The organism is Mucilaginibacter sp. McL0603 (genome assembly GCF_049992945.1).
GTDB lineage: Bacteria > Bacteroidota > Bacteroidia > Sphingobacteriales > Sphingobacteriaceae > Mucilaginibacter.
In genome coordinates this window covers 3,931,723-3,956,452 of the sequence record NZ_CP188251.1, presented here as the reverse complement: position 1 = coordinate 3,956,452, position 24,730 = coordinate 3,931,723, and the positions used below count along the sequence as shown (strand labels likewise).

The 24,730-nt window shown below is 39.8% G+C and carries 25 protein-coding genes and 1 tRNA gene; 16 read left to right on the top strand and 10 right to left on the bottom strand.

From position 1 onward, the window contains the following. Positions 1-42: 42 nt before the first annotated feature. From ACPPVU_RS18140 to ACPPVU_RS18130, 3 genes are all read right to left on the bottom strand, one after another. Entirely contained in the window at positions 43-285 is a 243-nt protein-coding gene (locus ACPPVU_RS18140) for a hypothetical protein (RefSeq protein WP_426667984.1), read from the bottom strand. A 243-nt stretch (positions 286-528) separates the two neighbouring features. Next, the gene (locus ACPPVU_RS18135) at positions 529-1,161 is read right to left on the bottom strand and encodes a family 16 glycoside hydrolase (protein WP_426667983.1); all 633 of its coding nucleotides are present in this window, start codon (positions 1,159-1,161) and stop codon (positions 529-531) included. A gap of 456 nt (positions 1,162-1,617) precedes the next feature. Next, positions 1,618-3,129, bottom strand: coding sequence for a YXWGXW repeat-containing protein (locus tag ACPPVU_RS18130; RefSeq protein ID WP_426667981.1), 1,512 nt, complete (start codon positions 3,127-3,129; stop codon positions 1,618-1,620). Between the two features lie 338 nt (positions 3,130-3,467). Between ACPPVU_RS18130 and ACPPVU_RS18125 the strand changes: the two genes are divergently transcribed. Next, the gene (locus tag ACPPVU_RS18125) at positions 3,468-3,812 is read left to right on the top strand and encodes a phosphoribosylpyrophosphate synthetase (protein ID WP_426667980.1); all 345 of its coding nucleotides are present in this window, start codon (positions 3,468-3,470) and stop codon (positions 3,810-3,812) included. A gap of 12 nt (positions 3,813-3,824) precedes the next feature. On the opposite strand, the gene ACPPVU_RS18120 is transcribed toward ACPPVU_RS18125, so the two are convergent. Then, positions 3,825-4,376, bottom strand: coding sequence for a hypothetical protein (locus ACPPVU_RS18120; protein ID WP_426667979.1), 552 nt, complete (start codon positions 4,374-4,376; stop codon positions 3,825-3,827). A gap of 202 nt (positions 4,377-4,578) precedes the next feature. Next, on the bottom strand, positions 4,579-5,139 hold the full coding sequence (locus ACPPVU_RS18115; protein ID WP_426667978.1) for a hypothetical protein: 561 nt from the start codon (positions 5,137-5,139) through the stop codon (positions 4,579-4,581). A 431-nt stretch (positions 5,140-5,570) separates the two neighbouring features. Here ACPPVU_RS18115 and ACPPVU_RS18110 point away from each other — a divergent pair, with 431 nt between their 5' ends. From ACPPVU_RS18110 to ACPPVU_RS18095, 4 genes are all read left to right on the top strand, one after another. After that, positions 5,571-6,818: a M16 family metallopeptidase gene (locus ACPPVU_RS18110; protein WP_426667977.1), complete on the top strand. Its 1,248-nt coding sequence runs from the start codon at positions 5,571-5,573 to the stop codon at positions 6,816-6,818. Between the two features lie 5 nt (positions 6,819-6,823). Then, positions 6,824-8,101 (top strand): M16 family metallopeptidase, encoded by a 1,278-nt coding sequence (locus ACPPVU_RS18105; RefSeq protein WP_426667975.1) that lies wholly within the window; start codon positions 6,824-6,826, stop codon positions 8,099-8,101. A gap of 230 nt (positions 8,102-8,331) precedes the next feature. Beyond that, entirely contained in the window at positions 8,332-9,807 is a 1,476-nt protein-coding gene (guaB, locus tag ACPPVU_RS18100) for an IMP dehydrogenase (RefSeq protein ID WP_426667974.1), read from the top strand. A gap of 144 nt (positions 9,808-9,951) precedes the next feature. Continuing rightward, positions 9,952-10,536, top strand: coding sequence for a TIGR00730 family Rossman fold protein (locus ACPPVU_RS18095; protein WP_426667973.1), 585 nt, complete (start codon positions 9,952-9,954; stop codon positions 10,534-10,536). Positions 10,537-10,629: 93 nt separating this feature from the next. On the opposite strand, the gene ACPPVU_RS18090 is transcribed toward ACPPVU_RS18095, so the two are convergent. Beyond that, on the bottom strand, positions 10,630-10,929 hold the full coding sequence (locus ACPPVU_RS18090) for a cupin domain-containing protein (protein ID WP_426667971.1): 300 nt from the start codon (positions 10,927-10,929) through the stop codon (positions 10,630-10,632). 145 nt (positions 10,930-11,074) lie between these two features. Between ACPPVU_RS18090 and ACPPVU_RS18085 the strand changes: the two genes are divergently transcribed. The 3 genes from ACPPVU_RS18085 to ACPPVU_RS18075 all read left to right on the top strand — a co-directional run bounded on the left by ACPPVU_RS18085 (position 11,075) and on the right by ACPPVU_RS18075 (position 12,038). Beyond that, positions 11,075-11,431 carry a response regulator gene (locus ACPPVU_RS18085; RefSeq protein WP_426667970.1) on the top strand — a complete coding sequence of 119 codons (357 nt, stop codon included), beginning with the start codon at positions 11,075-11,077 and terminating at the stop codon, positions 11,429-11,431. Between the two features lie 90 nt (positions 11,432-11,521). After that, complete coding sequence (locus tag ACPPVU_RS18080) at positions 11,522-11,875, top strand: response regulator (protein ID WP_426667968.1); 354 nt, start codon at positions 11,522-11,524, stop codon at positions 11,873-11,875. Positions 11,876-11,965: 90 nt separating this feature from the next. Next, positions 11,966-12,038: transfer RNA gene (locus tag ACPPVU_RS18075), tRNA-Thr, on the top strand. 41 nt (positions 12,039-12,079) lie between these two features. On the opposite strand, the gene ACPPVU_RS18070 is transcribed toward ACPPVU_RS18075, so the two are convergent. Together ACPPVU_RS18070 and ACPPVU_RS18065 are read right to left on the bottom strand one after the other, a co-directional pair. After that, entirely contained in the window at positions 12,080-14,215 is a 2,136-nt protein-coding gene (locus tag ACPPVU_RS18070) for a tetratricopeptide repeat-containing sensor histidine kinase (protein ID WP_426667966.1), read from the bottom strand. A gap of 152 nt (positions 14,216-14,367) precedes the next feature. Then, on the bottom strand, positions 14,368-14,730 hold the full coding sequence (locus ACPPVU_RS18065; protein WP_426667965.1) for a DUF488 domain-containing protein: 363 nt from the start codon (positions 14,728-14,730) through the stop codon (positions 14,368-14,370). Positions 14,731-14,787: 57 nt separating this feature from the next. Here ACPPVU_RS18065 and ACPPVU_RS18060 point away from each other — a divergent pair, with 57 nt between their 5' ends. From ACPPVU_RS18060 to ACPPVU_RS18025, 8 genes are all read left to right on the top strand, one after another. Continuing rightward, positions 14,788-15,255, top strand: a complete 468-nt coding sequence (locus ACPPVU_RS18060; RefSeq protein ID WP_426667964.1) for a hypothetical protein — start codon at positions 14,788-14,790, stop codon at positions 15,253-15,255. A gap of 138 nt (positions 15,256-15,393) precedes the next feature. Next, a complete protein-coding gene (locus ACPPVU_RS18055) occupies positions 15,394-17,022 on the top strand; it encodes an acyl-CoA carboxylase subunit beta (protein ID WP_426667963.1) in 1,629 nt (542 codons plus the stop codon). 172 nt (positions 17,023-17,194) lie between these two features. After that, on the top strand, positions 17,195-17,410 hold the full coding sequence (locus ACPPVU_RS18050) for a hypothetical protein (RefSeq protein WP_426667962.1): 216 nt from the start codon (positions 17,195-17,197) through the stop codon (positions 17,408-17,410). A gap of 73 nt (positions 17,411-17,483) precedes the next feature. Then, on the top strand, positions 17,484-18,668 hold the full coding sequence (locus ACPPVU_RS18045) for a dipeptidase (protein WP_426667961.1): 1,185 nt from the start codon (positions 17,484-17,486) through the stop codon (positions 18,666-18,668). A gap of 64 nt (positions 18,669-18,732) precedes the next feature. Then, positions 18,733-19,689 carry a thioredoxin-disulfide reductase gene (gene trxB / locus ACPPVU_RS18040; RefSeq protein ID WP_426667959.1) on the top strand — a complete coding sequence of 319 codons (957 nt, stop codon included), beginning with the start codon at positions 18,733-18,735 and terminating at the stop codon, positions 19,687-19,689. Between the two features lie 141 nt (positions 19,690-19,830). Then, positions 19,831-19,950: a 30S ribosomal protein THX gene (locus ACPPVU_RS18035; RefSeq protein ID WP_426667957.1), complete on the top strand. Its 120-nt coding sequence runs from the start codon at positions 19,831-19,833 to the stop codon at positions 19,948-19,950. Between the two features lie 116 nt (positions 19,951-20,066). Continuing rightward, positions 20,067-22,373 carry a family 20 glycosylhydrolase gene (locus tag ACPPVU_RS18030; protein WP_426667956.1) on the top strand — a complete coding sequence of 769 codons (2,307 nt, stop codon included), beginning with the start codon at positions 20,067-20,069 and terminating at the stop codon, positions 22,371-22,373. Between the two features lie 9 nt (positions 22,374-22,382). Continuing rightward, a complete protein-coding gene (locus ACPPVU_RS18025; protein ID WP_426667955.1) occupies positions 22,383-23,150 on the top strand; it encodes a hypothetical protein in 768 nt (255 codons plus the stop codon). Between the two features lie 174 nt (positions 23,151-23,324). Here ACPPVU_RS18025 and ACPPVU_RS18020 read toward each other — a convergent pair whose 3' ends face one another. Further along, positions 23,325-24,041: a DUF72 domain-containing protein gene (locus ACPPVU_RS18020; protein WP_426667954.1), complete on the bottom strand. Its 717-nt coding sequence runs from the start codon at positions 24,039-24,041 to the stop codon at positions 23,325-23,327. Positions 24,042-24,095: 54 nt separating this feature from the next. Continuing rightward, on the bottom strand, positions 24,096-24,698 hold the full coding sequence (locus ACPPVU_RS18015) for a CDP-alcohol phosphatidyltransferase family protein (protein ID WP_426667953.1): 603 nt from the start codon (positions 24,696-24,698) through the stop codon (positions 24,096-24,098). Positions 24,699-24,730 lie beyond the last annotated feature (32 nt).

Here is a 24,730-nt window from a genome sequence, read left to right as displayed (position 1 = left end):
CACTATAAACAAAGAAAGCCCGATAAAGGAAAATTTCATAAGTTAAATTATATATTCATTTTTATTAGTAAAGGTAAATTCCCCGCCATCAATAGGCAAAATGAAATGCCAGTTCGGCCTGCCATATTTAACATTGAATTCTAAAACATTTTTTTTAATAACAATATCCGTTACACGTTTTTCAACTAAGTAATTACTTAAATATTTAAAAACAATCGGATAGTCTTCAGGGCTTAAGGTTTCTTTAAGCTTCTTGGTAAATTTAACTGTAAACGGGAAAGGCATGATTGAGATTATTTAATGGTATTTAAAAACGAAGCCCCACCCGCCCGGCTAAGCGTCCGCGCTTGCCGAGATAACGAAAAGCTTGTTAAAGAGACAGAGCCTGGTCAGGTGGCTTTTCTGTTTTATAGGTAAAAGTGGTGACAGTACTTTGTCAGTAGCTTTAAAAATTCAATCATCTTGTAATCAAATATTTAATTAGATTCGAGGGGCGTTCATGCGCGGTGTGAACGTGAACACTCCCGGTTATTTCTTTGCAGATACAATCTTCAAATTCTTCCAGTCGCCATCTGTATCTGTCCATAGCCCGATCATTGTGCCATCGTTATGCACCAACGGGTCTACAACCAGGGATGGCGCAGCATTACCATTTACGTAAACTTTAATGCTTTTGCTATCTACTGTTATACGTGCATGGAACCACGCATTCGGGTCGGGTGCAGGAGATATAGGCTGCTCATATTTACCGGGATATTCTTGTCTGAGCTTTTCCCATCCATAATCAGGAGAGGCTATGTACTGTACTGCGTGCGTTTTTCTTAACGGGTCGTCCGACCTGAAATTAAACGGCCGAAAATAAATCGATTCGTAGGTCGAATTATTCATACCATGAAAAGCTATGCCGACGAAGCTTCCCTGGAGTTTGTCCTTTCCTTTGATGTCAACTTCAATTGTGCCATAAGTGAATTTTTCGTTGTTTATCCAGGCAAAACCCTCACCTTCCGCATCACTCAGATGAATGCTGCCAGGATCTGTTCCGGGGCTGATGGTACGGTTAACCACAGTATATTTCTTTTGTAACGCATCGTTGGATTGTCCGGAGCAACTTGATATTGTCAACGAGATAATAGCAGTGAAAAAGCAAAATAGAGTTTTCATACAGATTGGTTTTGGTACCATAAATCTGCTGATAATTATCAAGGATATCAATTCATTTTCTGTTCAAGTTTTTTCAAATTCTTTTTTGAGACTTTCTGACTAAAAGACTCAATATCGTACCATTTCCCATTAATCGATAAATGCTATAATCAAAATCAAGCCGGTGATGATCGACCCTATTCCGGCAATTAATAATTTTTTTTCACGTGATCGCCTTTCCCCGGTTTTATTAAATACTCTCAATTGCAGTACTACCATACTTATTCCGCATAGTAAAATGAAGCTTCCGGAGACTATCAATAAAATCGGTAAAAAGGAGGCGTATGTATTTGAAAGCATATAATATTTAAGGATTCAATCCCTGATCTGTTTTATCGGGAATATGAATCAGGTTTTGACAAAAAATAAAAAGACTTCTCTAAACCCCGAGAAGTCTTTTTATTTTATAGCTATTTGCTATTGTTTTTTATTCTCATGCCTGTTATTCTGTTTAGGTGCTTTATTAGTTTTATTTGTTTTTTGCCCGTGTGTCCCTTGTGTATTCGGAGCCATTCCTCTTGTACTCGATGCGTTTGACCTTGGTCCGCCAGCTAAATTTGATTGTGGTGTTGTATTTGGTTTCGCGCCCGTTGTCTCATGGCTGTTTGTATGCTGACCCATCGTTTCCGGCGAATTTGACCTTGTTGTCCCCGCATTGCCAGGCGTATTATTTCTCGTTACATTATTATTTGTACCTAGCCTGGATGCAGGGTTATTTCCCGAAGGCCGTTGGTTCATATTATGGGCCGGCGTTCTTTCAGGCGCTCTTGCGGCGGCTAAATTAGCAGGACTTCCACCATGATTTGCCGAGGCAAACTGACTTCTGTCTTCCCTGGCCACGCGCTGGTTCCTGATCTGTTCCTGGGTAGCCACAATATGTCTCTCGTGCATAGCTGCAACTTCATGTGGTGTCGGTCTTACTACTACGCCACCATGACCGTTAAAACTGGCCCGGCTTGTTACTACTGTCCGGTTGATCACTGTTGTATTTACATAAGTATTATGTACTACAACTGTATTAACTCTAACAACGGCTGTATTATAGCGGAAATGCCCTTCGTGCCACTCACCACCCACATAACCCACACCCACATAGCCAAACCCATAATTAATACCACCATAGAAGCCTATGCTTGATCCCCAATAGCCATTGTGGAAGACATAATGTCCTCCCGCAAAGCCCCAGTAAGGAGGGGTCCACAAATAGCCTACAGTTGGCGGTGCCACCCATACACCCGGTACCCAGTAATAATCATTACCCGGAGCGCTATAGGCCCAATAGCCTGGTTGCCATAAATAACCATCAGTCGGGCATTCAGGCTGCTGGTAATCGGGCAAAGCGGGTGGGGGATTATCAACAATTGCAGCGGTATCTACCGGTGCATCATAATTTGATGTATCTGCAAGGTCCTGCTGAACATCATCTGATGGCGCATTGGCAACCGGCTGTGCATTCGGATCATTAAATTTGCCGTAAGCAAGGCAAGCATTCAGATTGAGCACATTGTTCCCCTGAACTACTTCAGGAACCCAATTTCGTGAACCCGTGTTATAAAAGTATAAGGTATTTTGATCTACATTATAAAGAAAGGTGTACAAAACAGTAGTTTGTCTTGAAAAAGTATTCTGCAGACTAAGCTGAAAAGCATTTCCATTCGCCTGCGGATCAGCCTGGGTTATTACCACACTTTTATGCCCGGCAACCATTCCTGATCCGTACATGCGTGCTGTGCGGGTATTAATAACCAGGTTAACAAAAGCATCTTTAAATAAAATTGCAGCGTCTGTTGTCGCCTGGTACTGCTGGCCGCTTTGAAAATCAATAACAAAAATACTTGCCGCAGGGTATGCATCCCTTACAGGGCCTTGCGCATAGCTAATACCTGTAAGCGTAAATAGTAGTAAAAGAGTAAAACTTAGGGGTTTCATTACAATGGGAATTTAATCGTGAGGGTCTACGTTATAAGTTAAAATTTGTTCAAGAATAGGATTAGAAAACTATTAAAGTCTGTAACATTATTATTACTAACCTTTACCTAACATCCGCGTAAAAAATTGCCGAGTTAAATTAATAATGAATTGCCGGGCGCGAGGCTTGGCTTTTCATTATTAAAACTTCCTTTCAGATACTGTCTAAAATATCCCCCATTAACTATTTGTAATTAGGAACCTTCCTCTTACGTGATCAAAAACCATCGGAATCAAAACAACCTACCCTGTTTGCGGGTTTACGATGTAACCAATACATCACCGTTAAAAATACGATCATGAAAAATTACGAAACTTTAGTGGATGCCACTAACGATTTATATAAAAGAGGATATACCGCCAACCTTAGCCTTGAGGGCGACACGATTGACGATAAGGCACAGGATATACATATGGGTGCTAATGATTTCGAGATAGATGAATTTTATCGTTTTGAAGGACAAAGCAACCCATCGGATATGTCAATAGTATATGGGATCAGTTCGCCAAAATATAAACTAAAAGGTGTGCTGGTAAATGCTTACGGTACTTATGCCAATGATAGTTCATCGGCTATCGATGCAAAACTGCATCATAACCAGGTGAGCGCTAATTTGCATGGAAGTGATAGGCCGGGTGCTTAAAAGTGGACGCTACTAAAGCTGCGATAGTAACTTCCTTCCTCTTGATTGGATCGCAGCCGATCCGTTTCGCATCAAAAATTGGATTTGATTGGCCAGTTCTTCGGTTAGCCAGTTGTAACGATCGCGCAGGTTAAATAATGCTTGTGCGGCAAATACCTTAACAGCTATCAGTACTTTCGGGTCTATCATCCAATCAAACAATTGTTCTGCTACAGGTTCAAGATCAATTTCTGATAATTCTTGCTGTATAGCTACAGGTGACTTTGGCGAGGTGATGTGCATTACAATTTTAGCGTAATGCCTTTTGCAACTTGGGTTTGTAACACTTTTTACCCGTGACAACAGATAACCCATATCGTTCAGGTAACTCTCCGGTTTCTGCAGAAACAAATTTTCGAGTATCCATGCAGCCCTGAAAGCGATATTCTTATCCTGGTTAAAGGTAATATCGATCAAATCGCGTAACGAGAAATGTTGTTTTTGGAGGATGGCACTCAACTTAACCACCCTGGACTTTACCATGGTAACACTTATTTCCTTTATCAGTTCGTCGGCTGTTAGCATGAAAACTATCTGGACACGGATTTTGCGACTAATTAATTATTGCCTAAACAATTTTAAATTAAATTAATCAATAAATCATGAATGATGGTTCAGAAAAGAAGATACAATTAGTTTCGTATCAATTATGAATTGACGTTTAGTCCTGAGTCTTGAGTCAGAAAAGCACAAAATTGACTTACGACTAAAGACTATTGACTTGACACTATTCCTCCGGATGTAAGAAGCTCGAAATATAATTGAATTTAGCCAAAAGATTTGGCGAGGCATTGATAGACAATAACTCCATTTGTTTTGAAAGTTCTTCTGCTATCCACGGATAGCGATGACGCATATTGAAAAGAGCTTCACAGGCTGATACTCTTACACTTACTGAAGTTTTAGGATCGGTCATCCATACAAAACATAATTCCACAGCACGTTCAAGGTTAATTTCCTTCATTTTATTGCGCACTTCACGGGGCACTTCAGGCGAAGTAACGTGCATTAATATTTTCGCATAAGGCTTTTTGCTGATCGGTGTGTTTGCATCTTCAATCCGTCCAATAAAATATTCAATGTCCTGGTAGTAATTTTCGGGAAACTTAAACAAAATATATTGTAGCAGGCGTGAAGATTTTAGAGCGATGTCCTTGTCAGGATAAAAAGTAAGGTCAACCAATTCGTTTAGCGAAAAATTCTCTCTCTTTAGCTGATGGCCGAGCTTAGCCACCGTGATCTTTCTATCAGGGGCATAAAAGTGCTGAATTAATTGTGACTGTGTCATTAATTAGGTATTGAACTAACAATTACCACCAGATTTTTTACTTGAGGTAACTGATTAAAACAGTTGAATAATAGCAGTGTAAATGTATCATTAGTTTATTTCTTTTACAAAAGAATTTAATTTAAAATTATTTTTTTCTTTTAACCTGATAATACGGAAATCGCTTTTAAAATGCCCAGGCGTATAAATGTGAGGCTAAAGCCGTTTTAATAATTCCAGCTTAGCCGTTGGCTGAAGACAAACGGCAATGAAGGGTAAAAGTAAAGTTCATTGCCGTCCCATTTATGGGGCGGAAAATATAATAAGGTAAAGGGGCTTTAGCCAAAAAATCAGCAATAAAGTTTTAAAAGCGATTTCCCTGCATGATAATATCAATATTTAGCTACTTCCATCAAAAATTTTACCTTTGCTGTCCGTTTTATAGCATTTTCATGGTTAAATTCAACCGTTTTACATTAGATAATGGCCTCCGCGTTATAGTTCACGAAGACCACACCACCCCAATGGCCGTTCTTAATATCATATATGATGTTGGCGCCCGTGATGAAAACCCTGATCAAACAGGCTTTGCACATTTATTTGAGCATCTCATGTTTGGTGGCTCAGTAAATATTCCACAATATGATGAGCCACTGCAACGTGTTGGCGGCGAAAACAATGCTTTTACCAGCAATGATATAACCAATTACTATATCACATTGCCTTCTGCAAACATCGAGACTGCATTCTGGCTGGAAAGTGATCGCATGCTCAACCTGGCATTCAGCGAAAAAAGCCTGGAGGTACAGCGAAATGTGGTGATCGAAGAGTTTAAACAGCGTTATCTCAATCAGCCTTATGGGGATGTATGGTTACGTTTACGTCCGTTGGTGTATAAAAAGCATCCTTATCAATGGGCGACCATAGGCAAAGAGATCAAACATATCGAAGATGCACGTATAGCTGATGTAAAAGCTTTCTTTAAAAAGCATTATAATCCGCAAAACGCTGTAATGGTGATTGGAGGTAATATCAGTACAGAACAAGCAAAACAATTAGCCGAAAAATGGTTCGGACCGATACCTGCCGGTGAAAAATATCATCGCAGCCTGCCGCAGGAACCCGTGCAAAAAGAAGCACGCCGTGAAACTGTTACAGCCAAAGTGCCTTTAAATGATGTTTACATTGCCTTCCATATGCCTGGTCGTTTAGATGAGGGTTATTATGAGATCGATTTGATATCAGATATCCTGTCGCGTGGCAACTCATCCCGTTTGCACCGTACTTTAGTGAAGGATAAACAACTTTTTAGCGAGATACATGCTTATAATATGGGCAGTTTTGACAGTGGAATGTTTGTGATTGAAGGAAAGCCACTGGAAAATGTAAGTATCGAAGCTGCTGAGGCTGCTATTTGGGAAGAACTGGAACTTTTAAAGAAACAACAGATACCCGCTGATGAACTGACCAAAGTGAAAAACAAAACAGAATCTACCATGGTGTTTTCTGAGATGTCACTATTGGATAAGGCTATGAACCTGGCTCAGTTTGAATTGCTGGGTGATGCTGGTAAATTCAATCATGAAACAGAAAGATATTTAGCTGTTACAGCCCAACAAATACAAAAGCAAGCTAATGCGATTTTCAGAAAGGAAAATTCCTCTACGCTGATCTATTTGGCGGAGAAAATTTTGAATTAAGAATTATGATAGATAGACAAACCGCTCCAGAATTTAAAGATATCGATCATATCGAATTGATCCGCCCTGAACATATAAAACTGGAAAACGGGTGCAATATTTTCTCTTTTAACTCAGACGACCAGGAACTGGTACGTATTGAATGGATATTTGCAAACCTGCGTTTCGACCTGGCAAAACCTTTACTGAATGTTGCGGTAAATACCATGCTTACCGAGGGGACAACCAAACTATCCGCTTCGCAAATCGCCGATCAGGTGGATTTTTATGGCGCATTTTTGCAGGTTGATTATGGATACGATCATTCGCAAGTGACGCTATATACTTTAAATAAGCACCTTGCATCAACCTTGCCGGTTATAAAGGCTGTTATTACTGATTCGGTATTTCCGGAAAACGAACTGGAAACCTTTGTCCGAAATCAGCAACAAAAATTACAGGTTAGCCTGCAAAAAAATGATATTGTTGCCCGCCGCAAATTTAACAAGGCTATATATGGTGATACCATATATGGTTTAGGGGCCGAATTTGAAGATTACAAAACCTTGCAACGCGATGATATGCTGGCTCATTTTAAACAAATGTATCAGCCATCAAATTGCAATATACTTGTAGCCGGAAAGGTTGATGACACAACCTTAAATTTGTTAACTAAATCATTTGGTAGCGAGTGGTCTAATTATTCAGTTAAAGCAGATGCAACCCAACCAGAGTTAGCTCCAGCTGCTGAGCATTTTTATTTTGTAGAAAAACCTAAAGCGCTTCAATCTGCCATACGTATGGGATTGCCTTCAATAATCCGTTCACACCCTGATTTTCCATCACTACAAGTGATGAATACGGTTTTAGGTGGTTATTTCGGATCAAGACTAATGGCTAATATCCGCGAGGATAAGGGTTATACCTACGGCATCGGTTCAGGAGCGAGTTCATTAAATAGAGGAGGTGCACTGTTTATCGCAACCGAGGTAGGAGCTGATGTATGCAAAGCTGCTATTACCGAAATAGAGAAAGAGATCAATATTTTAAAGACCGAGCTTGTCCACGAAGATGAATTATCACTGGTGCGTAATTATATGCTGGGCTCGCTTTTAGGCAGCCTCGAAAACATATTTTCGCATGCTGATAAATTTAAAAACATCTACTTCTCTGGCCTTGACTATGACTATTATGACAGATACACCCAGATGATCCGGTCCAGTACAGCCGAAGATGTTCTTAAAACAGCAAACAAATATCTCGACCTGGATAAATTTTATAAAGTAATAGTAGGGAAGTATTGATGTGCAGATGCGTGGATGTGCAGATGTGCAAATGATCTTGATTTGGATTGATTTTCAAAACATTGCACTTAATCTGCATATTCGCACATCTAAAATCTGCACATCAACCAAGTGTCAACTTAAAGCAATCAAATAAGCGTATTAGAAATCTGCACATTCGCATATTTGCACATCTCCACATTTAAACGTATCTTTGTCCGGCAAATAATAAATCCAAATAATTATTTGCCATGCAATTAGATCCCTCCAAATTTGTCGCCGAAGGTTTAACTTACGACGACGTTTTACTACTCCCGGCTTACTCAGAAGTTTTACCACGTGATGTGGATACAAGCTCATTACTTACCAGAAAAATAAGACTGAATATCCCAATTCTTTCTGCTGCTATGGATACGGTAACAGAATCGGCTCTTGCTATTGCCATTGCCCAGGCGGGTGGTATGGGTATCTTACATAAGAATATGACCATCCAGGCACAGGCCGATGAAGTGCGTAAAGTAAAACGTTCTGAAAGCGGCATGATACAGGACCCGGTAACCTTGCATGAAGAGTCAACAGTTGCTGATGCAGTAAAGATCATGCGCGAATTCAAAATCGGAGGTATTCCGGTTATTAATGGCGGTCGTAAACTAAAAGGAATCATCACTAACCGCGACCTCCGTTTCCAGAAAGATATGAACCGCCCGGTAAGCGAGGTAATGACCAGCGCTAACCTGATCACTGCACCTCAAGGCACTACATTATTTCAAGCTGAAGAAATTTTACAAAACCACAAGATCGAAAAGTTGCCGGTGGTAGATAAAGACGGCCATTTATGCGGACTGATCACTTTTAAGGATATCCAAAAATTCAAAAACTTCCCCAGCGCTTGTAAAGACGAATTTGGTCGCCTGCGTGTTGGTGCTGCCGTTGGAGTTGCTGCTGACAATATCGAGCGTGTGAAAGCTTTAGTACAGGCTGGTGTAGATGTAATAACCGTTGATACTGCTCACGGTCATTCAAAAGGAGTGATCGACATGGTTAAAATGGTAAAATCCCTGTTCCCTGACCTGCAGGTTATAGCAGGAAATATCGCGACTGCCGATGCCGCCATTGCTCTTGCAGATGCCGGAGCTGACGCCGTAAAAGTGGGCATTGGCCCAGGTTCTATTTGTACTACACGTATTGTAGCCGGTGTAGGCGTACCACAGTTATTTGCCGTTTACGAATGTGCTACCGCACTAAAAGGCCGTGGTATCCCGGTTATTGCTGATGGTGGTATTAAACAGACAGGCGATATTGTAAAAGCCATTGCCGCAGGTGCAAGCTCTATCATGGCAGGTTCATTATTTGCAGGGGTAGAAGAATCACCAGGCGAAACCATCATTTACGAAGGCCGTAAATTTAAATCATATCGTGGCATGGGCTCTATCGAGGCAATGGATAAAGGCTCAAAGGACCGTTATTTCCAGGACGAGACCGACGTAGTTACCAAACTGGTTCCCGAAGGTATAGTAGGTCGTGTGCCTTACAAAGGAACACTTGCCGAAGTGATCTATCAATATATCGGTGGCCTGCGTGCAGGTATGCATTATTGCGGAGCAGCTACAATCGACCAATTGCAGGAAGCCAAATTTGTACGTATCACAGCAGCCGGCATGCGCGAAAGCCACCCTCATGATATCACTATCACTAAGGAAGCACCGAATTATACGAGTAAGGGTTAATGAGTTGATTGGGTTGGATTAGGTTGAATAAGTTGTAAAGGTTGCAGTAGTTGATAATTTAACAAATTACTTCCTGACTTTACTGACTTCCCGACTTTCGGACTCAAATCAATAATTCAATAAATCAGTAATTCAATAATTAACATGAACTCCATCTGCATATTTTGCGGTGCCAATTTCAACGGCGATCCGATATTAAAACAAACAGTTGAACAGTTGGCCGAAATAATGGTTAATCGGGATATTACACTTGTTTTTGGCGGCGGCAAAGTAGGCATGATGGGATTATTAGCCGATGCGGTTTTAAGCCGGGGTGGCAAAGCAATAGGGGTCATCCCCCAATTCTTGATGGATAAGGAAGTTGGGCACACAGGTTTGACCGAATTGCACATAGTAGAAAATATGCACCAGCGTAAGCAACTCATGAGCGACCTTTGCGACGGTATCATAACGCTGCCAGGAGGTTTTGGCACATTGGAGGAATTTTTCGAGGTGCTTACCTGGCTTCAGTTAGGATTGCACAATAAACCAATAGGCGTATTGAATGTGAATGGTTTTTACGACTTCCTCCTTAAACAGATGGATGTAATGGTAGAACAGCAATTTTTAAAACCAGCGAACCGCAAATTAGTACTTACCTCAGGCGATGCAATTGAATTAGTAAACCTGATGGAGAATTTCGATGCTAAGCCTGATGAGGTATGGTTTAAGGATAGGAATTTGACATAGTCTAAAGTTCTAAGTCCGAAGTTCAAAGTTTTTTTCTCGGCAGTTAAATAATCGACGCATTTGACTTAAGACTTAGAACTTACGACTCACGACTTAAAAGAATATCACCCATGTTGCAAAATCATCAGTAAAGTTTTCAAACCGATATTCGATACCTGCGGGAACAAAAAGTATGTCTCCTGGATTGAAACTAGATCGCTTGCCGTCATTTAAAAATTCGCCGCTGCCACTAATGATCACATATAATTCATCCTGTAAATGCTGTGTCTGATGATCAACTTTTATAGGGCGATAAATCTCAACAGACATGGAGCCGCGTTCCATTACTTTGGCAAATAATTGTCCCTTTTTACCGTTAAGTTGTGCCAGCGCGTCGGCTATGGTTACTTTCATTATCAAAAATAAATAAATCCCCGGTTACACTTTCTTCGTATTTAAAAACATAACTTATTGATTATAAATGCCCCTTTTAGATTTTTTCCAAATTGCCTTAACTTTCTTTGTTTCAGGCACGTAAAAGTCTTACCTAGCTATTTCAATGAAAAGGATATTAATTATTGAAGATGAACAGGATATCGTAGATATTGCTACACTTATATTAGAGGACGAGGGTTATGAAGTATGTAGTATGACTGATTTTGAAGGATATGAGAGCAAAGTGGAGAAAAGCCATGCTGACCTTATTTTGCTTGACTTAAACTTAGGGGCATATCAGGGTAAAGATATTTGCAAATATATTAAGGGTCAGGACGATCTAAAACAGACTGTAGTAGTTTTGATGTCGGCCAATAAGGATATTGAGATGGTTAAAATTGAGGCAGGAGCAGATGCCTTTATAAGCAAGCCCTTTGACTTGGAATATTTTATACAAGTGATCAGATCACAAATAGCATAGTTTTGTAAAATTTATTATAGGTTAAAACATTTTTTAACTAATGGAGTTAAGATGTTAAATTAACATTGTAGTTAGCCTAACATCATTATCATGAGCAAACGTGTCCTGCTACTTGAGGATAATAAAGAAAGTCTTGATCTTATTGAAGAGATCCTTACCGAAGAGGGATATCATGTAATAGCCTTTGATCACTATGAGTCTGTTGATCATATCATTGATTTTGCACCCGAACTGATCTTACTTGATATCCGATTGTCCGATGGGTACGGGCATTTATTATGCGAAGATCTTAAAAATGATCCCAAAACAAAAAATACGCCTGTAATATTAGTTTCCGGAGCAGGTAACCTTGAAAAAATTGCGCACGATTGCCGTGCAGATAATTTTCTTTCAAAGCCCTTTGATCTGGAGGACCTTGTGCAAATGGTTAAGCAATATACCTGACAGGTAACGCAGCTTTGAATAAATAATTTTTGTTTTAAGTTTGTCAATGGATTCGTCACGCTTCTAATATTAGGAGCGTGAACCGCCAAAGCCGACATAGCTCAGTTGGTAGAGCAACTCATTCGTAATGAGTAGGTCGCAGGTTCGATTCCCGTTGTCGGCTTTTTTATAAATCTTTATTCTTTTGTGGCGACGTGTCTTAAGCTAAGACGTTGTACTTGCGGGTACTGTAAAGGAAAATTCAGTACCAATCCCTTGTTTACTGATCACCCAGATTTTACCGTTACATTTTTCAACAAGGTCCTTGCAAAATAATAACCCCATTCCCGTTCCCGACTCATTATGTGTACCGATTTCACTATCTACCTTGCTCTTAAATAGTTTTTTTGATTGCTCGGGAGTCATCCCTGTTCCGGTATCTTTTATACTGATTAAAACATTGTTATCTTCTTGCTTTGCAGAAATTTCAATAATATCGTTCTCGCCCGAAAATTTTATTGCGTTGGTTATCAGGTTGCGTACAACTATGCGTACGGAATTTGGATCAGCCAAAGCAATCAGGTTATCCGGTACATTCTCAATTAAGCTGATGCCTTTTAGGGATGCTTGTTCGTAATAATGCTGAGTTTCACTGGCGACGATTTCGCTAATAGAAAAACTTTTTACCGCTCTATCAAAGTTCTCCATCTGGCTATTAATCCAAAATAGTAGTGTATCAAGAAAATCAGACGTATATTCCAGTTTTTTTAGCACACCAGGGATCATATCAAGCAATTCCTGGTGCGAGATAGAATCATCCTGCAACAGATCAAACAGACCTCTTAATGTGCTTAAAGGCGCGCGCAGATCATGCGCAAGGATCGCTATAAGCCGGTCTTTAAGTGTATTCAGGTTGTTCAATTTACTTGCCTGTTCATCCAGATCGGTTTTTTGCTGCAATACTTCTGTATTTTTATTTTCAAGCATCGCATTGATCTTTTGCTGTTTTCGCTTTTCGCGGTAATAAATTCCCGTAGTTACGATCATTGCCATAATAATGACCAGGAAGATCAGATTGGTTAAGCGCTGGGCTCGCGAATTTTGTTTATACAACAAGTCTTTTTCATGTTGCTGTTGTTCAAGTAAACGTTGTTTGACTGCGAAACTGAGTTCAAAGTTGTACGAAGTTAATTTCTGAATACTTTCATTGTCTTTTAACCCCTTTTTTAGGTCGATATATTCATTTAATGATTGGTATGCCTCGGCAACTCTTCCCAATCCAACCAGCGTTTTATTTAGTTGAAATGCCGCGTTGGCCCTTACGGATAAATTCCCCAGCTTAATTGCAAGCTGTTGACCGCGTACAGCATAAGGATAGGCTTTTTTGTAATCTTTTTGCATGTTATATACTGTGGCAAAACCGATCTGTGCATAGGCCTGGTTGTAAACAATCTTATATTTAATACCAATACGTAAAGAGGTATCAAGGTAACTGATCGCTTTTTTGTATTGGTTTTTATTAGCATAACATAGCCCCAGATCTGTATATACAGAGCTTAGGCCATCCTGATCATTTTGTTTTTTGGTGATCCGGTTCGCCTTATCCAAATAGGTGATAGCTCGGTCATAGTTGGCCTGGGCTAAAAGGATCTCACCTATATTTTGGTTCAGAGTCCCCAGAGCTTGCAGGTTATTAGTCCCCTCAAAAATCGCAATAGACTTTTTGTAATATTCAAGTGCGTTCGGATACACTTCCATGTTTTGCAGGATTACCCCGATATTATTATACAACTCTGCCGATAGTATAGTATAATGATTCTTGACAGCGATAAAGAGCGCCTTATAGTAAAAATCCAACGCCTTTGATAGTTTGCCCTCGCTGAAATACACAATTCCTATGTTTTTATAGCAGTCGGTCAATGCATACTCGTAGCCTGTTTGCCTGTCTATTGAAAGAGCTTTGTTTAAGTATGATAAAGCTTTCTTGTAATCAGCTAGCAACGTGTACATACGCCCATACAAAACGTAACAGGCGGATAACCCCCGCTGATCTTTTAATTGTTTGTAGATCAGAACTGCTTCATTAAAATTGCTGATAGCATCGCTGGACTTACCTTTGAAATAATTAACATGAGCAGTCTGCACCAACCCGTCTGCCAAACCTTTAGGGTAATGGACTTTGCGTGCAAGTGCTATACTTTGCTTCGCATAATAAAAGGTACTGTCCGGGTTAGATTTAAAATAAGATGCCGCCACTTTATTTAAGTGGTTTACGGCTGAGGTATCCGACGCTGAAAAATCTGTCGAAGCAAAGCAACTCAAATGAAATCCAAAAAACAGAAAGATAAGATAGCGTTTCAATGCAAACCTATGTTGAATAAATCAATCCCGACCAATGATACTTAGTTTATCGAATTAATTTATACGAAATGGAGCTCACTATGTTTAGTTTAGGAAATAGGTCGATTTAAGAGTTTATTAATCAGTAGTTCGTTGGGTCTCAACTATTTTGATCAGGAGCGGGAATGCCCCACTATAAATTGCTCTAATATTAGCGCATGGTTATGCTCTTCATTCTTTGCACCGTAAAGTAATGTAACGATTTTATGATCATCAATATCCGAAAGCAGTTCCTCAATCACATCTGATTTCTTTAGTTCTGCCAGGTAGGACTTTACAAATTGCTCCCAATGATCGGTTTCAGACTCCTGGTGAAACCACTTGCGCAAATCAGTTGATGGAGCTATCTCTTTCATCCATTTATCTATGTGCGCTTCTTCCTTTTTAATACCACGCGGCCATAAACGGTCAATCAATATACGGTAACCATCGTCTTTTGAATAGGGCTCATATATTCTTTTTATTTTGACAGGCATTGATGTTGAGTTTTGGAAATTAAGTGATTAAATTTAAAAAGATATTATCATAAACTGATGCCTAAGGAAGAAGTTCAGGATCTTGTGAAATTTCTGCTCCCGTACCCGGATAAGGTAAAAGCGGCTGCTTTAAGGCTTCGCGAATTTGTGTGGGATATTTACCCGGATACCAACGAACTCATCTACGATAATTATAATGCAGTTGCTTTTGGCTGGTCTCCCACAGATAAGGCGGGTGATGTGTTTTGTAGCATCGCTGTTTTTAGCGATCATGTCAATTTTGGATTTAATCGTGGTGTAGATATCGATGATCCCGGCAATATGTTATTGGGTGATGGCAGCCAGTACCGCTATATTAAAGTGAAGGATAAGGAAGATTTTCCCGAATGGTACATGAAACAGTTGATTGAAGAGGCTTATCAAAATTCGATATCCCTGATGAAACCAGTTAAAAATCCTGTTAAGGGCGAAACAATTGTGAAGTCTATTTCACCTGTTAAGAAAAGACCTGGGTTGAGAGATTAGAGATATGAGACCAGAGATTAGTCTTATCATTTTGAAAGCTTATTGCAAGGTGATTTGATATCCCCACAATTATTACCTTTATAACGATTTCAGTTCTCAACTGATGTCCGATTACCAATTAACTAATCACTGAACTCAATGGATATCGAATTCAATAAAAATGAAGATATAAATAAACAGCTTGTTTATGATCTGAATAACAAACTAAAGAAAGTTCACCAGGGCGGAGGCGAAAAGGCGGCAGCTAAACAAAAAGAAAAAGGCAAAATGCTGGCCCGCGAACGTGTAGCCTATTTGATTGACGATAATAAACCCTGGCTGGAAATAGGGGCATTCGCGGGTGATGACATGTATGCCGAGCATGGCGGCTGTCCTTCAGGCGGTGTCGTTTGTGGTATTGGTTATGTATCCAGCAGGCAATGTGTTGTAGTGGCTAATGATGCTACCGTAAAAGCCGGAGCATGGTTCCCCATCACAGCTAAGAAAAACCTTCGTGCCCAGGAAATATCCATAGAAAACAAATTACCAATTATTTATCTGGTTGATTCTGCAGGTGTCTATTTGCCTTTGCAGGACGAGATTTTTCCTGACAAGGAACATTTCGGTCGCATTTTCCGCAACAACGCCATTATGAGCAGTATGGGCATCATACAGATATCGGCCATTATGGGTTCATGTGTGGCAGGCGGTGCCTATCTGCCCATTATGAGCGATGAGGCAATGATTGTTGATGGGACAGGCTCTGTGTTTCTAGCGGGTTCGTACCTGGTAAAGTCGGCCATTGGCGAGGATGTGGATAATGAAACACTTGGAGGTGCAACTACCCACTGCGAAATTTCAGGCGTAACTGATTATAAACAACCTAATGATAAAGCTTGCCTGGATTCCATACGAAATATCATGAGCATGACCGGCGATTATGTTAAAGCGGGCTTTGATCGTATCACGCCCGCTGTGCCTAAATCGCCCGAAAAAGAAATATATGGCATACTGCCCGAAAACAGGGAAAAGCCATATGATATGAAGGAGATTATATTCCGACTACTGGATAATTCTGAATTTGAAGAATATAAAGAGGGCTACGGGCAATCCATTATTTGTGGTTTAGGCAGGGTAGATGGTTGGGCTGTGGGTATCGTAGCCAATCAACGAAAAGTATTGAAATCAAAAAAAGGCGAGATGCAGTTCGGAGGCGTCATTTATTCCGATTCGGCTGATAAGGCTACGCGCTTCATCATGAACTGTAATCAAAAAAAGATACCTCTTGTGTTTTTACAGGATGTTACCGGTTTTATGGTAGGCAGTCGCTCAGAGCAGGGTGGCATTATAAAAGATGGTGCTAAAATGGTTAACGTGGTTGCTAACTCGGTAGTACCTAAGTTCACTTTCATCATCGGCAACTCTTACGGTGCAGGTAATTATGCCATGTGTGGTAAGGCTTATGATCCAAGATTAATATATGCCTGGCCATCAGCCAAAATTGCAGTGATGGGTGGTTCACAAGCGGCCAAAACTTTATTACAAATACAGGCATCAGGATTAAAGGCAAGAGGCGAGGAAGTTGATCAGCAAAAAGAACAAGAATTATTGAAACAGATAACCGACCGTTATAATTCGCAAACTACACCTTACTACGCCGCAGCAAGGCTTTGGGTTGACGGTATAATCGACCCGCTGGAAACGCGAAAGGTGATCTCAATGGGAATCGAAGCCGCCAATCATGCACCAATTGAAAAGGCTTTTAATGTGGGTATAATACAGACATAAGTCAGTGGTTGGTGATTAGTAATCAGTTAATTAATGACAATATCAACGAAATCCCTAAATCAAATAAATCAACGGTCTGTGTTGTAAAAGGTTCGCGACATATAAAACATGTTACATTACATATACAACAAAATTGTCTAAGTTCATGTTAGCAAATTCATAAAAGCATAAAATGCACAGAATTTTTCATGAAGTGATTGCAGCCTTAGGCGGCCTTTTGTTTATCATCTTCGGTATTGCAAGGCAGCGCGAAAGGAAACGATTGATTTCTGCAGGCATAAAAACCGAAGGTCCGCTTTTATGGGACATGTTCATCATTGTCGGTATATGCCTTTTAATATTTGCTTTGGGTTTGATTATTTATCAAATGAATCATAACACAATGTAGAGACACAAAATTTTGTGTCTCTACATTGTGTCTCTGCTTTGTGTCTCTAAGATCATTTGCATATCTTCAAACCATGAAAAAACTGCTACTACCATTGCTTCTATTACCATTTCTAAAAGTCTCTGCTCAAAACGCACAGGAAATCCATCAAAAAGCTATCCTGGTTGATACACACAACGATGTAATATCAAACGAACTGATCACAAAATTAGATCTGTCCAAACGCCAAAGCACGGGTAATTTTGATTTGGTAAGGGCTAGAGAAGGTGGCTTGGATGTGCAGGTTTTTTCCATATGGTGTGGTGAGGATTACGGCAAGGGAACCGCCTTTAAATTTGCCAATCGCGAAATAGACTCATTGGAGGCCCTGATAAAACGTAATCCCGGCAAAATGGCCCTGGTACGCAATGCGGCCGAATTAGAGAAAGCAGGAGCCAAAAAGCAGTTTGTTGCTATGATAGGGGTTGAAGGCGGGCACATGATCGAAGACAGAATGGATTATATTGATGCCCTTGCAAAACGGGGGATGCGTTATCTCACCCTTACCTGGAATAACAGTACATCATGGGCAACTTCAGCGGCCGATGAAACCCACCATCTTGATTCATTGAAAAAGGCGGGACACGTCGGACTGTCTGATTATGGCAAACAAATCGTGCGGCATTTAAATAAGCTCGGCGTTATGGTGGATATATCTCACGTTGGCGAGCAAACCTTTTATGATGTTATTGCCACTACAAGCAAGCCGGTTATCGCTTCACATAGCTGTGCTTATGCTTTAAACCCCAACCAGCGTAATATGAAAGACGCTCAGTTAAAGGCATTGGCCAAAAATGGTGGAGTGGTATTTGTGAATTTTTATAGTGGTTTTTTAGACAGTGCTTACGGGAAAAAAGTAACATATTTTTATCGGAAACATTTGACCGAACTGGATTCCCTTACCAAAATATATCATGATAGTGATCTCGCCAAAATACGACTGAATGCGATCTATAAATCAGAATCTGACCAAATACGTCCGCCACTAAGCATGCTCATTAAGCACATTGATTACATCGTCAAACTGATAGGGGTAGACCATGTAGGGATCGGCTCAGATTTTGACGGAGCCGAATCCTATCCCTTAGGCATGGATGATGTTACTGATTATCCCAAGATAACAGAAGAACTTTTAAAGCTTAATTACAGCGAGGCAGATATCGATAAGATATTGGGTGGTAATTTCATCAGGGTATTGAAGGCTAACACAGGTAAATGATTTTACGGGTGCCTGACTAATAAAATCCTCTTTTTTACTAAATTTGCGCTCATAAAAAAATCTAATGTCTCAAGAAACTGAACATGTTAAATGCCTGATCATAGGGTCTGGGCCTGCGGGTTATACAGCTGCTATTTATGCTGCACGTGCTGATCTGAAGCCTGTTTTATACACTGGTTTACTGGCCGGCGGCCAGCTTACTCAAACTACCGAAGTGGAAAATTATCCTGGTTATCCTGATGGGATACAAGGCCCTGCCATGATGGAAAACTTTGAAAAACAAGCTGCGCGCCTGGGTACCGATATCCGTTTTGGCTATGTAACCTCTGTTGATTTTTCAAGTTTGCCGCACAAAGTAATTGTTGATGAAACAAAAACTATCCTGGCTGATACGGTGATTATTTCAACAGGAGCCTCAGCTAAATGGCTAGGTCTGGAATCAGAACAAAAATATAATGGCTTTGGTGTATCTGCCTGTGCAGTATGTGACGGTTTCTTTTTCCGCGGTCACGATGTAGCAATTGTAGGTGCCGGCGATACAGCAGCTGAAGAAGCTACTTACCTAGCCAAATTATGCCGCAAGGTGTATATGCTGGTAAGGCGCGATGAGTTTCGTGCGTCAAAAGCAATGATGCACCGTGTAATGCATACGCATAACATCGAAGTGATCTATAATACCGAAACCAAAGAAATTGTTGGCGACGGACAGGTAGTAACAGGCGTTAAAGTATTCAACAATAAAACCAACGAAGAAAAGGTATTGGATGTAACAGGCTTCTTTGTAGCCATTGGTCATCATCCTAATACAGAATTATTTAAAGGTTGGATCGATATGAACGAAACCGGTTATATTTTAACTGAGCCAGGTTCAACAAGAACCAATATAGAAGGTGTGTTTGCTTGCGGCGATGCACAGGATCATGTTTACCGCCAGGCAGTAACAGCAGCTGGTACAGGTTGTATGGCAGCTATTGATGCTGAACGTTACCTTGCAGCCAAAGAACATGCTGTGACAGCTTGATTTAGTCTGAACCCTGATTCTTAGGATTTTCTGATTGACATGATTATTTAATCAAAAAATCATTTAATCGTTTAAATCATGGTTCAGACAAACAATTTTCCGTAATATTGATTACATTATAAAAACACAAATCATTATACCATGGGAAAAGGCGATAAAAAATCAGCAAAAGGGAAAATTGCAATGGGCTCGTTCGGTAAAAGCCGTCCACACAGGATAAAAAAAGCAGAACCCGCTAAGCCAACAAAAGAAAAAGCATAGCCATTCGTTAAAACGGGTGGCTTTTTTGTTGGTTATAGATTTTTTACACTGATAAAAGTCTGTTTTTTTCTAAAATCTGTTATCTTCACGGCCTTAATTCACCGTTATAAACTGCTATGTATAAAAATATTGCCCTGGTACTGTTCATCTTTTTGCTTCTTTTTGATTTTACTGCCAACGCACAGGACGCTGATCTTAACATGGGTATCATACCTGCCCCTGTTTCTGTAAAGAAGACCTCAGGCGAATTTGTCCTTAGTCAACAAACTGTTTTGTTAACAGATAGTATGGGTAATAAAGCTGTAGCTTTTTTTACAGATTATCTGCAGCATAAACTAATGCTGCGTAATGAACTTAAAGTTAACAGCACAGAAACCATAGCAAATAGCATAGTTTTTACTGAAAAAGGTACAGAAGGATTGCCTGACCAGGGTTATCGTTTAACCATTACTCCACAGCAAATAATTGTTGCAGGTAAAGGCGCCGGGCTATTTTACGGTATACAAACTTTATTGCAATTAATTCCTGCGGATAGAACAGCATCTATAAAATTACCTTGTGCACGAATTGAAGATTATCCACGCTTCGGTTACCGCGGATTAATGCTGGACGTATGCCGTCACTTTTTTTCGGTTGAATTTATTAAAAAGACCATCGACCTGATGGCTTATTATAAGCTGAATAACTTCCACTGGCATTTAACTGATGACCAGGGCTGGCGCATTGAGATAAAAAAATATCCGAGATTAACAGAAATTGGAAGCCAACGTGCTCAAACTGTGATAGGCAATTATCACGACCGTACCCCACAACAATTCGATAATACACCATACGGCGGATTTTATACACAAGATCAGATTCGCGAAGTAGTTAAATATGCTGCTGACAGGTATATCAATGTAGTGCCGGAGATCGAGATGCCCGGCCACTCAATGGCTGCTCTTGCTGCATACCCTGAATTAAGTTGCGACCCAAGTAAAACGTATAAGGTGTACGAAACATGGGGCGTAGTACATGATGTTTATTGCCCTTCAGATAAAACTTTTAGCTTTTTGGAAGATGTTTTGACCGAGGTAATGGATCTTTTCCCAAGTAAATATATCCATGTTGGTGGCGATGAAGTTCCTAAAGATGCGTGGAAGAACTCAGCATTTTGCCAAAAAATGATCAAAAAGCTGAAGCTAAAGAACGAAGAAGGCTTGCAAAGCTACTTTATACAACGCATCGAAAAATTTGTGAACTCAAAAGGGCGCAGCATTATTGGCTGGGATGAAATATTAGAAGGTGGATTATCGCCCAATGCTACAGTAATGAGCTGGCGTGGCGAAAATGGTGGTATTGCTGCTGCAAAACAAAGCCATAATGTGATCATGACTCCCGGAAGTGGTGGCTTATACCTGGATCACTCTCAAGGCAAAGTAAATGAGCCGTTAAGTATTGGCGGATATTATCCTTTACAAAAAACATACAGCTATAATCCAACTCCGGATGTGTTAACACCGGAACAGCAAAAATATGTGATCGGCGTGCAGGCAAACTTATGGTCAGAATATATCAGCACCGATGCAAAGGCCGAGTATATGCTATATCCAAGATTGCTGGCATTATCTGAAATTGCGTGGACACCACTGGCAAATAAAAACTTTAAAGATTTTTCAGAAACGCGTTTGCCGTCGCGGTTAGCCTGGTTAGACAAAAATAATTATGATTATCATGTACCTACCGCCATTGGTACATTACAGGACACTATTATTTTTGGTTCGCAATTAAGTGTCAACTTAAAGCCGTCAGTAACCGGAGCTAAAATATTTTATACAATTGATAGCTATTCTCCACGCGAAACAGATCTGCAATATCGTATGCCGATCACCTACGATGTGCCCCAGGATCAATACCGTGACCTGCAAACTATAGTGATAACCCCGTCAGGTAAACGCAGCCAGGTTACCCATACCATAATTTATAACAAGGCGCCACTTGCCCCGGTATCTTATCAGGGGAGTGCTACAGGACTTAAATTCCAATTATTTCAGGGAAGTTTTGCTAATACAGGTCAGTTTAAAGATGCAGCTGTAGTGGATAGCGGTGTTGCAAAAAGTTTTAACCCGTTGCTGCTCAAAAAAAACAATCCGGCCTTTGGGGTAATATATACAGGCTATATACGTATTGATGCTGACGGGCTATATCAATTTTCGACCCGTTCTGATGATGGCTCGGTTTTGGCTATAGATGATCAACCGATTGTAAATAATGATGGTAAGCACCCCATTGCGGAACAGGGCGGGGCAATTGCCTTACAAAAGGGATATCATAAGTTTACTTTGAAATATTTTGATTCAGGTTCTATAAGTGCTTTAAGGGTATACATGACTGTTCCCGGCAAGCCTAAAGGAGAATTATCACCAGATTCATTATATAATTAAGATTTAAAAATGAGCAACAGGGTTTATTTATTTATACTAATAGGTTCCCTGATAGGGGCAACTGGCTGTACTCAAAATGAGAAAAAAGTTGCACAGCCACAGGTTATAATAAAAAAAGCTGATTTTGCTGATCCTTTTCGTTTTCATAAACGCGTAGAAGTATCACCAGGCCAGGACTACGATGTGTTAAGCTGGGGCAGAGGATCAACATCAGTTGGCGGATACCTGATATTACATTCTGATTCATCGGGTAAAAAGTATACCACCACCACCGGAGATCTTGATGGCTCTATCGTAGATGTGTATAATTCTGATATGGACCTGGATGGTAACCCCGAGATACTGATACAGGCAAAAGCCACAGATACGGCTAACTATGCAACTATCTACGCATTTGAATTCAATAACAGTAAAGCCAATAAACTGGACTTTCCTAAACTGACCAACTCACAAAAGAAAGGTTATCGCGGCAATGATAACTTTTATATTAAAGAAGGCAAGTTTATGCGCGAGTTCCCTATTTATGATGGCAATGGTAAGGATACCAAACCTACCGAGCAAAAACGTGTGTTGGAATATGGTTTGCGGGGTAATAACTTTACCGTAAAACAACTAAGCAAGGACTCAACCGATAATAAAACCACTGATATAGCTGTAGCAAAAGAACCAGTAAAGACATCTGCGCCCGAAAAGAAAGAGACCACATCAAAGAAGAAGTCCAGTAAGACTACCAAGAAAAAGAAACATCACAAAAAGCAAAGCAGTGATGATCAATAAGACACGATTAAATGATTTGAAAGATTGATATGATGATTGGCCTAAATCACTACTCTAATCAAAATAATTCTTAAATCGTGTAAATAAGACACGATTAAAAGATTTGAAAGATTGATATGATGATTGACATAAATCATTACTCTAATCAAAATAATCCTTAAATCGTGTCAAGGTTCAGACCAATTCTATCATCTCTTCTGCATTTTTAACACCCACAGCGTCATAATCATTATTGAAATAGAACCATCCTTCTTGTAATTTAGTATTGTGTTTTACCGCACCAACAACCTTCTGTAAGAATTCCTTTGAATAAGGCGAGCGGTACAGATTAGGTACGCCATGAAAGCGATAATAAAGTGACGCTGTATTCTCAATTACATTATCTGGTAAATTCGGATAACTCATGCCACAAAATGTAATGTTGCGCTCGGCCAGAGCTTTATAGACGTCTTCGCGCCACCAACTCACATGGCGAAACTCAGCTACATTATTAAATGATGGATCAAGGCTTTTTAAGACACGTTCAAGCCGTTCCTCATTATAGCTAAATCGCGGTGGCATTTGAAATAACACCGGTCCCAACTTTTCCTTTAACCCATTATTTATAGTTTTATAAAAATCAGATATCATCTGCCCCGAATCATGAAATTGCTTAAAATGAGTAATGGCTTTAGGCGCTTTTACTGAAAAACGAAAATGCTCAGGGCTTTTTTGATACCAATTCTGAAGAAATGATAATTGCGGAAAGCGGTAAAACGTGACATTCAATTCTACTGTATCAAAATACTGACAGTAATAATCAAACCATTTTTTTTGAGCAAGGTCTTCCGGATAAAATTTACCTTTCCAGTCTCTGTAATGAAAACCCGAACAACCGATATGCCATTTCATATTTAATCCTCCGATTGAAATAGCAGAAAAAGCAAAGCATTGTTTTAAAAATGATCAGCCATTAAAAAGTTTGTGTCTTTTTATCGGTTTGCCCTTTCTTATCAAAACAGCATGATATACCGTTGGAACATCATATGTCCAATTTCTGATGATTAGAAAAATACTGATGATTTCAAGTCTTGTAACTATACCAAGATAAAGGCAAATATTGAAAAGCACTATAGAGTGATTTACAGCTATGATTTGTATTAATGTAGCAAACAAAACAAGTGTCCAAACTTTTGATGAAAGTGCATGCGTAGCCACTTCTTTTCTGAATTTCAGAAAGCATACGATATAACAAATTGCTTCCAGTCCTATAATTATGGCTATTGCTAAAATATTGTCTTTAAAGAATACAGGATCAATAATGTAGGCAGTTGTAACTACAGCCAGCCAAAAGATTTGATCTATTGTAGAATCCAGCCTTCTTAATTTTGGTGTTGAGATATTGAGTTTGCGGGCAATTATTCCATCAAAAATGTCTGATATTAAACCTAATGCAATAAGCGTTATAATAATAGTTCTGAAATAGGATGGCTTTAAAATACTCAAAGTAATGACGATGGCTGCAAAAGCAACTCTTGACCAGATCAGTAAAAGAGGAAGTTTTTTCATTATTGTGATAAGTAGGTAAAATAACAATTATT